Raw genomic sequence first — 1022 nt, forward strand, 5'->3', positions numbered from 1 at the left:
ACCGAGAGCCAGCAAAGTTGCTTTCGGAAGCGGCAGGCAAAATTGCTGAAATGGTGAAGCTTCGTAGTGAAGAAGCGGCGGCGAAAGCCTATTCTGGTTTGACGGTGTTTAACACTGTTTTGGGCGTGGTGATTGTGTTGTTTGCCTTGGCATCTATCTGGGTCATCAATAAAGCTATCGTGGCGCCTAGCCAGGAACTGATTGGTGTGATTTCGCGTATCAGCTCAGGCAAGATCAATAATGAAATCCATATCCAACGCGACGATGAGCTAGGCAAACTGGCGGATGCATCTCGGCATTTACAGAGCTTTCTGCAGGAATTAGCCCATCGCTTGAATTCGACGGATGAGGATCTAAAAAGCGTCTCGCAGCATTTAGCCGAGTCTTCAGAGGCCTTGGTAAACAAAGTGTCTACGGCTAACGAGTCGACGGATCATATCGCTTCCGCGATGACCGAGATGAGCGCAACTGCGCAGGAAGTGGCGGGCCACGCAGCCTCTGCGGCGAATCTCGCGCAAGAAGCGGACGAAGCCGCGAAAGATGGCGTGCAGACAATGGGTAGTGCGCAAGAATCGATAAATCGGCTTGCTACGCAAATATCCGATACCGTTGAGGTTGTTAAGCGTCTTGAAGAAGACACCAACAATGTGGGAACGGTTCTGAGTGTGATTCGCGGTATTGCAGAGCAAACGAATCTGTTAGCGCTCAACGCCGCGATTGAAGCGGCGCGTGCTGGCGAGCAAGGCAGAGGCTTTGCCGTGGTTGCCGATGAGGTTCGTTCTCTCGCTCAGAAAACCCAGCAGTCGACGACCGAAATTGAAGACATTATTGAAAGTGTGCAAAGCGGTGCAAAAAATACAGCTGAGGTTATGAACGCAAGCTCTGAGGTGACAGCAAATAGTGCTGACATGTTTAATCAGGCGAGTGAAAAGCTGGATGTGATTAGCTCTAGTATTTCACAAATCAATGGCTTAAATATGCAAGTAGCAACCGCTGCAGAAGAGCAGACGAATGTTTCTGAA

The 1022-nt window shown here is 49.9% G+C and carries 1 protein-coding gene; it reads left to right on the plus strand.

The genetic code is table 11. The features are described 5' to 3' along the window. On the plus strand, positions 1 to 1022 hold a 1022-nt coding region (locus A3750_RS00630; protein ID WP_156498269.1), incomplete at both ends, for a methyl-accepting chemotaxis protein.

This window comes from Oleiphilus sp. HI0079, assembly GCF_001635105.1.